Genomic DNA, 7,199 nt, shown 5'->3' with positions numbered 1-7,199 from the left:
GGCAACGATCCGGAGGATTGCCAGCCGACGCAGATCACGGCGACGGTCCCGAGCATCTGGAACGTGGTCCCGGAGTTCGACACCGTGCAAGCGGACGGGGAGACGGGGAACGTCGTACCGATCGACCAGTTCTACCAGGACGTCACGAGCGGGCAGCTCCCGCAGGTCGCATGGATCCAACCCGCGAGCGACGTCAGCGAGCACCCCGTCGCGCTCGTGAGCAAGGGTCAGAGCTACGTGACGGCGCTCATCAACACGGTGATGAAGAGCCCGTACTGGGCGACGACGGCGATCTTCCTCACGTGGGACGACTGGGGCGGCTTCTACGATCACGTTCCCCCGCCGGTGCTTTTCAACGCGAATGAGCTCGGTTTTCGCGTGCCGCTCATCGTCGTGTCGCCGTATGCGCGAACCGCTTATGTCTCCCACGTCAACCACGAATTCGGCAGCATACTTCACTACGTCGAAGAGACGTTCAATCTCGGCTCGCTGAACTACAGCGATTCGCGCTCCGATGATCTTCAGGACTGTTTCGACTACACGCAGACGCCGCGCGCGTTTTCGCGGATCTCCACTTCAATCGACCAGAAGTATTTCATCCAACATCCGACAAGCCCAGGCGAGCCGGACGATGAGTGAACGGGCAAGCGCCGAAGTGATGCCGGCCGATACGATCCCTTCGACAAAGCTGCTGCGGCATCCCGAACGTTCTGTCCTAAGAGACATCGCGGACATACTTCTTGCGTCCAAGGTCGCGCATGTCGGTATCATCGAAAACGAGTGGCCTGTCGTCATACCCATGACGTACGCTTTCAATCCCGAAACGCCGGACGTGATCTACATCCACGGATCGCAATTGGCCCGGATACTCGGAGGCGCGGCGACGAACGCGCGAGTGTGCGTGACGGTGACCGAGCTGACCGGCTTGGTATATTCGAAGACCGCATTGAACCACTCGATGATCTATAGAAGCGTCGTGGCGTTCGGCCGCATGCGTATCGTAGACGATGCGGAGACGAAGAGCGACGTGTTCCGCAGGATGATCGGACGGTATTTCGACGGCCGCAGCGAGGGTCGCGACTACTCGGCTCCCACGCTCGAACACCTGGCCATGACAAAAGTCGTCGCGGTGGACGTCATCGGGTGGAGCGCGAAATCACGCGCTCACGGCGCAGCGGGACCGGGCGACGACGACCCGAGCGTGCTCGGAACGTCCGGAGTGCAGCCCCTTTAGCCGAGGTCTACTGGAGTCCGGCGAGCTCCGCTTGGGTCAGCCGCTTGAGCGAGAAGCGATACCCTTCATACACTGCGATACCGTAAAACAACAGATCCATCGGCTGGAACGCCTTCGTCATCACGTCTACGGCGACGTTCAGTGGTATCTGACCGAGCACGGTGAGGGCACTGACGTGATTTTGCTGTGCGATGGCTCCGACCACGGCAAAAAAATTGCCGACTACGCAACCGGCGAGAGAACAGATCGCGCCCACATATCTGAACGGCGGGTCGATGCCTTTGCCGAGGAATTGCACGGAATAGCCGACCAGAAATCCGACACCAACCGCCATCCAACCGATTTGGTAATCCGTGACGTCGGAGACGATGCCCCAGAGCACCGCGCCGATAAGAGCCGCGACGACGCCCGCGAGAATCGCGAGCGGCATGCTCTGTTCCGCTCGGCGCTGGCGCAGATAGTTCTGCACCTTCGATTGGTCAAGTCCGATCTGGCCGGGCGCGTAGACCGGCTGCGGCGCGGGCGCCGGAATCGATGTCGAAGGATCGTTTTGCATGACTCGCTCCCACATATGCCAACGCCGGCGATAGAAGAAATCGCCGGATACTTGGTGGTCTGACGGTTACGCGAGCGGGAGGACCTGTCCTTCGCCGCGTGAAGGCGGCGCTTGACCATGGATATGCTTGTAAGACTGCGCCGGGATATCGTGGCGTGTACGCGGTGTCGCGATCTTCGCGCATATTGCGCCGACATTGCGCGTCGCGGCAAACGCGAATTTGCCGGCCAGTCGTATTGGGGCAAACCCGTACCCCCGCTCGGCGAAGCGTCCGCCGCTGTTCTCATCATCGGGTTGGCGCCCGCAGCGCACGGCGGCAATCGGACCGGGCGCATGTTCACGGGCGACGGCTCCGCGGACTGGTTGGCCCGCGCGCTCTTTGCTTCCGGCTTCGCAACGCAGCCGACATCCCACGCTCGCGGCGACGGCTTTGCCCTCAAGGATGCGTATCTCAGCGCCGCTATACGTTGCGCGCCTCCGAAGAACAAGCCGTCGCCGCGGCACATCGCGAATTGCGCTTCGTATCTACGCGCGGAGTTTGAGACGCTTCAGGACGTGAGAGTCGTCGTGGCACTGGGCAAAATCGCCTTTGACCGCGCGCTTCGGCTGTTGGCAGATGCGGGTTACGAGCTGCCGCGACCCAGACCGGCTTTCGCCCATGCCGCGATAACTTCGTTGAAACAAGAAGGCAGCGGACGAGCGCTGGCGTTGATCGGTTCGTATCACCCAAGCCGTCAGAACACGAACACCGGCAAGCTCACGCAAGAAATGCTCGACGCGGTTTTCGCAAAAGCCAGATCGCTTCTGTAGGGCGGACCGTTATGGTCCGCCGCTCTGTGGGGCGGACCTTTATGGTCCGCCGCTCTGTGGGGCGGACCTTTATGGTCCGCCGCTCTGTGGGGCGGACCTTTATGGTCCGCCTGGGCTCCAAGAAAGCGAAGGGCCGACTAGCGTCGGCCCCTTCGAAGCGGCTTTTCAGAGCGGCCCTTCAGAGCGGCTGCGTTTTTTTGAACGAGTGGATCGCGTCGGCCATCCGGCCCAACTTGCGGCGCCGATGGCCTTCTGTCCACCCGCTGCAGTGTGGAGTCATGATGACGTTATCCAACTCCGCGAAGGGAAACCGCGATGGCTGCACGCGCTCGCCGCGCTTATGCGGGTACTCGTACCAGACGTCGAGCGCGGCGCCGTCGATCTTTCGCTCCTTGAGCGCCTCATAGAGCGCTTTTTCGTCGAGGATCGGCCCACGAGCGATGTTGACGATCACGGCGTGCTTCTTCATAAGCCCGAACCTGCGCGCATCGATGAGGCCGCGCGTCTGCGCGGATAGTTCGCAGCAGACGACGATCGCGTCTGACCGGCTCACGACGGCATCGACGGCGGCTCGATCTTTCAAATCGCCGACGAGCGCAAGCCCCGGCGGTTTCGCCGTGACTCGCTCCGGACGCATGGTGAGCGCAACGGTTTCGATGCCGAACGCCGAGGCGCGCTGCACGATCTCCTTGCCGATCCGCCCGTAGCCGAGCATGCCGAGCTTGGAACCATATAGCTCGCCGACAAACCCGCCCGCGCCTAAAAAGCCATATTCCCACCGCCCATCGCGCAACGCGCGGTCTGCGGCGAACATCTTCTGCCGCAATGCGACGAGCGCGCCGATGACAAACTCCGCTATTGGAATCTCGTGGCCCTGGCCGTTGAGAAGTCCAACGCCGGGCGCGAGCTGCTCGCGATCGATGCCTTCGGTGCCGGCGGACGGGCAGAGAAGCAACCGTAGTCGTACGGCTGCGCGTGCCATTGGCGCGTCGAACTTCGTGCTGATGAGAACGTCCGCATCTGCGAGCGATGCGAGCTGCGCAGTTTCGTCATCCGGATCGACGGCGACGAATTCGATGTCGGAATCGAGCAGGGTGCCGAGCTCTTCTCGCCAGAGGTGTGAGAACGAGACTACCTTCATGGCGCGTACCTGATTCTGTAGATGATGCCTGCCTGGTCGTCGCTGACAAAGAGATCACCGCTGCCGTCTACCGCAAGGCCGGACGGCCGCCCCAGATACCGGCCATCGCGAAGCCATCCGGTGAGAAAATTCTTGTATCCCGTGGGCTTGCCGTTCGCAAATGCGACGTAGACGACCTTATCTCCGGTGGGGGTCGTGCGATTCCACGAGCCGTGGAATGCGACAAACGCCCCTCCTCGATACTCTTTGGGAAACTGCGTACGGTCATAAAACACGATGCCGAGCGGTGCGGAATGCGCTGGGAAGTTGAGCGAGACGGGAACCGTCCTGCTGCAGTCGGCATTCGGAGATTCGGGATTCGGATCGCGCTTGCGGCCGTCCGGGTCGGGATAACACGCCGGCCATCCATAGTCGCCGCCCTGTTCGATCAGGTCGAGTTCGTCAGGCGGCAGGTTGTCGGTCACCGCCTGCGTGGGTCCTATGTCGTCGCGCTGGTTCACCGTGGCCCATAGCCGGCCGGCGGAGTCGAATGCGAGGCCGCTCGCGTTTCGCAATCCCGACGCAAACGTGGAAGCCGACGCGCCACGCACGTGTTGGATCGTCGCAAGCGGCGGCTGATCCGCGCAGACGTTGCATGAGGATCCGATCGACACGTACAGCGAGTGGTCTTGCGCAAGCGCGAGCGCCCGATGGTCGTGGTCGCCGTTCTCGGGAAATCCGGAGATGACGGTGGATAGGGAACCGCCCGGATACGTGAGTTTCTCAACGCCATCCCACGTCGCGATATAGAGTGTCGACCCGTCGAAGGCCAAGCCGTGCGGCAGATTCAGGCCCCTCGCAACCACGACGGGAGTCGAGTTCGCACCGTGAATGGCAACGACGTGACTCATGTATGTGAGCGCCACGAGGAGATCGCCGTTCGGTGCGACCGCCATGTAGCGTGGTCCCTGAAGCCCGCGCTCGAATACGTCCACGGTGAAACCGGGCGGAGCTGCGAGCTGCGGATCTTGCGTCGAAGCGCCGGCCAGAGAAGCGAATCCAGACGAGCCGCCGCACCCGGCCAAGAAGATAGTCCCTGCCACTATTTGTACGAGAAGACGCCGCGTGTGACGGTTCACGATCGCGACTTTCGACGACGCATCGCTACGACCATGCGCCAAGACGCGGGCCGCATGCTCAGAGGAACTTTCGGCGTAAGATCGCCATACCAACCCACGATTTCGAACGCGCCGCTCTGTGCGACGACGTTGCGAATCCCGCCGCGCAGCCACATGCGATGCAACTGCCGGTCGACGATACGCTTCTTCTTCTTGCCCACTTTGTACACGGCGTCGATGACCATGCTCTTGACGTACGTCTCCTCCACCGCGTCGATCGCTGTGGTTTGGAAACGCGTCTTGACCGCGACGTCGTCGTAACGTTGGACCCAGCGGCCGACCGTGCGGACCTCATCCCCCCCGAAATAGTCCGCCGGGTGCGTCAACTCGAGGATCAGGAGGCCGCCGGGGCGCAGCGCCGCAGCCGCGCGGCGCAATGTCGCAACCGCGTCGGCATCCGTCACGCAATGGCTGAACGAATCGAACAAGCACTGCGCGATATCCACGCGCGTCGGAAGATGAAAGCGCCGCATGTCAGCCTTGCGCAGTCCGACGGCGACATGCGCCTGCTTGTTCAGATGCCGGGCGTACTCGATCATCTCCGCGTTCACATCGACGCCCAGTGCTACGAGGCCGCGCCGCGCATACTCTCGGAGGTGATGCGCCGGGCCGCATGCGATGTCCACGATTCGGCGCGGCGCGCTCGTGCCGTGTTTGGCCGCGATTGCAAGCAGCCCGTCGCATTCCCGCGCGATGTTTCGGAAGCCGAAGCCGAGATCGTACAGCCGAGGGTTTTCATAGAGCGCGTGGCTTGCGGATCCGTGCCCGCGCCGCCCGACCGCGTCCTTACGGGCGGACGAGGACATGCCGCTCGTGCTCGAGCCGCTCGCAGAGCGTTTCGGCCGGATACGTGAAGATCTCGGCGAGCGTGGGATGCAGGTGCGGCATCTGCATCACGTCTCTGACATTCGCCTTGAAATGGAGCAGCGCGATGGCCTCGTGAATGAGATCGGATGCCTCAGCGCCGATGATGCCGACGCCGAGAATCGTCCCGTCCGGCGCGGCAAGCATTTTGATGAATCCCTTTGTCGCGCCGATCGCTATCGCTTTACCGAGGTCGTCAAACGGAAACGACGCACTGACGAAATCGGCTCCCCGCCGGGTGCACTCGGCCTCGGACAAGCCGGCGACGGCGACTTGCGGATCCGTAAACACAGCGCGAGCGCCGTACAGATCGTAGTCGATCGTGAGGCCCTCGTCGGAGAGCGCGTTGCGCGCCGCCGTCTGGCCTTCGTTGACGGCGACATGCACAAGCTGCGTGCTGTCGAAGATGACATCGCCCGCCGCATAGATGATCGGATTGCTCGTCTGCAGATGCGCATCCACTTTGATGCCGCCGCTTTCGTACTCGACCTGTGCTGCTTCCAGCCCGAGACCGCCGGTGTTCGCCCGTCGACCGAGCGCGACGAATATCTCGCCGCCTTCCGCGCTCTCGCGACGGCCGTCGACCTCATACCATACCTTCTTGCCGGATCTCGTGATCTCCACGCTTTCCAGCAGAGTGCCGGTCGCGATGTTCATGCCCTCGCTTTCCAACGCGTTGCGCAAGGTCGCGCCGATATCGCCGTCCTCGCGCGAGAGCAATGTCCGACTCCGCTGGAGCATCGTCACTTGACACCCGAGGCGCCGGAGATATTGCGCTAATTCGCACGCGACCGCCCCGCCGCCCAATACGATGACGCTCTCCGGCAACCGGTCGAGTTCGAGGACCTCGTCGCTCGTGACGTAACCGGCGGCCTCCAGCCCGGGTATGCTTGGGACGTGAGTGACCGAACCGGTGGCGACGATGAACTTCGCGGCGCCGATTTCTTCACCGTCGACCGAGAGCGTTTTCGGGCCGGTGAACTTCACATCGCCGCGCACGAGCGCGAACGTTTCAATGCCGTCGACGCGGTAGTCGGCGAATTCATCGATGATGCGCCGCTTGCGCGCCATCAGCGCCGGAAAATCCACGCGCGCAGGTCCTGCGACGATGCCGAATTCCGAAGCACGGTCGACCATGTGCGCCACTTCGGCGCTGCTCAGCAACGTCTTCGACGGCATGCAGCCGCGTAAAATGCAAAGGCCGCCGAGCGGGGCGCGCGATTCTGCGATCACTACGCTGCGCCCAAGGGAGCGGGCGGTCGTCGCCGCGGCGTAGCCGGCGCTTCCCGCGCCGACGACGCAGAGGTCGTATTCTCGGCGTTGGTTCATGCGTTCGGATATTTGCCGCGACTCGAGAAGGCGACCTCTATTGACGACTGAGCAATCGAGCATCGCTGCCGTGAAGGTCGCGATGCGCGGCTGCGCAAAGGTCGTCGA

General features: G+C 62.6%; 8 protein-coding genes. 3 read left to right on the top strand and 5 right to left on the bottom strand.

Going from position 1 to position 7,199, the window contains the following annotated elements; genetic code table 11:
* Both VKT51_02505 and VKT51_02500 read left to right on the top strand, forming a co-directional pair.
* Positions 1 to 639 (top strand): alkaline phosphatase family protein (locus VKT51_02505; GenBank protein ID HLJ83033.1); only part of this gene is annotated, 639 nt, incomplete at its 5' end.
* A complete protein-coding gene (locus tag VKT51_02500; GenBank protein HLJ83032.1) occupies positions 632 to 1,234 on the top strand; it encodes a pyridoxamine 5'-phosphate oxidase family protein in 603 nt (200 codons plus the stop codon). The genes VKT51_02505 and VKT51_02500, both read left to right, overlap by 8 nt.
* A gap of 7 nt (positions 1,235 to 1,241) precedes the next feature.
* Here VKT51_02500 and VKT51_02495 read toward each other — a convergent pair whose 3' ends face one another.
* Positions 1,242 to 1,790: a hypothetical protein gene (locus VKT51_02495; protein HLJ83031.1), complete on the bottom strand. Its 549-nt coding sequence runs from the start codon at positions 1,788 to 1,790 to the stop codon at positions 1,242 to 1,244.
* A gap of 150 nt (positions 1,791 to 1,940) precedes the next feature.
* Between VKT51_02495 and VKT51_02490 the strand changes: the two genes are divergently transcribed.
* On the top strand, positions 1,941 to 2,600 hold the full coding sequence (locus tag VKT51_02490; protein HLJ83030.1) for a uracil-DNA glycosylase: 660 nt from the start codon (positions 1,941 to 1,943) through the stop codon (positions 2,598 to 2,600).
* A gap of 178 nt (positions 2,601 to 2,778) precedes the next feature.
* On the opposite strand, the gene VKT51_02485 is transcribed toward VKT51_02490, so the two are convergent.
* The 4 genes from VKT51_02485 to VKT51_02470 are packed head-to-tail and all read right to left on the bottom strand — an operon-like array spanning position 2,779 to position 7,091.
* Complete coding sequence (locus tag VKT51_02485; GenBank protein ID HLJ83029.1) at positions 2,779 to 3,741, bottom strand: 2-hydroxyacid dehydrogenase; 963 nt, start codon at positions 3,739 to 3,741, stop codon at positions 2,779 to 2,781.
* Entirely contained in the window at positions 3,738 to 4,859 is a 1,122-nt protein-coding gene (locus VKT51_02480; GenBank protein ID HLJ83028.1) for a PQQ-dependent sugar dehydrogenase, read from the bottom strand. Before VKT51_02480 ends, VKT51_02485 begins: the two co-directional genes overlap by 4 nt.
* Positions 4,856 to 5,704 carry a class I SAM-dependent methyltransferase gene (locus VKT51_02475; protein HLJ83027.1) on the bottom strand — a complete coding sequence of 283 codons (849 nt, stop codon included), beginning with the start codon at positions 5,702 to 5,704 and terminating at the stop codon, positions 4,856 to 4,858. The genes VKT51_02480 and VKT51_02475 overlap by 4 nt, the downstream gene beginning before the upstream one ends.
* Positions 5,685 to 7,091, bottom strand: a complete 1,407-nt coding sequence (locus VKT51_02470) for a dihydrolipoyl dehydrogenase (protein ID HLJ83026.1) — start codon at positions 7,089 to 7,091, stop codon at positions 5,685 to 5,687. Before VKT51_02470 ends, VKT51_02475 begins: the two co-directional genes overlap by 20 nt.
* Positions 7,092 to 7,199: the final 108 nt, after the last annotated feature.

The organism is Candidatus Eremiobacteraceae bacterium (assembly GCA_035295225.1).
Lineage (GTDB): Bacteria > Vulcanimicrobiota > Vulcanimicrobiia > Eremiobacterales > Eremiobacteraceae > JABCYQ01.
Note: the sequence above shows the minus strand (reverse complement) of the source record. Positions and strands in the feature narration are given on the sequence as shown.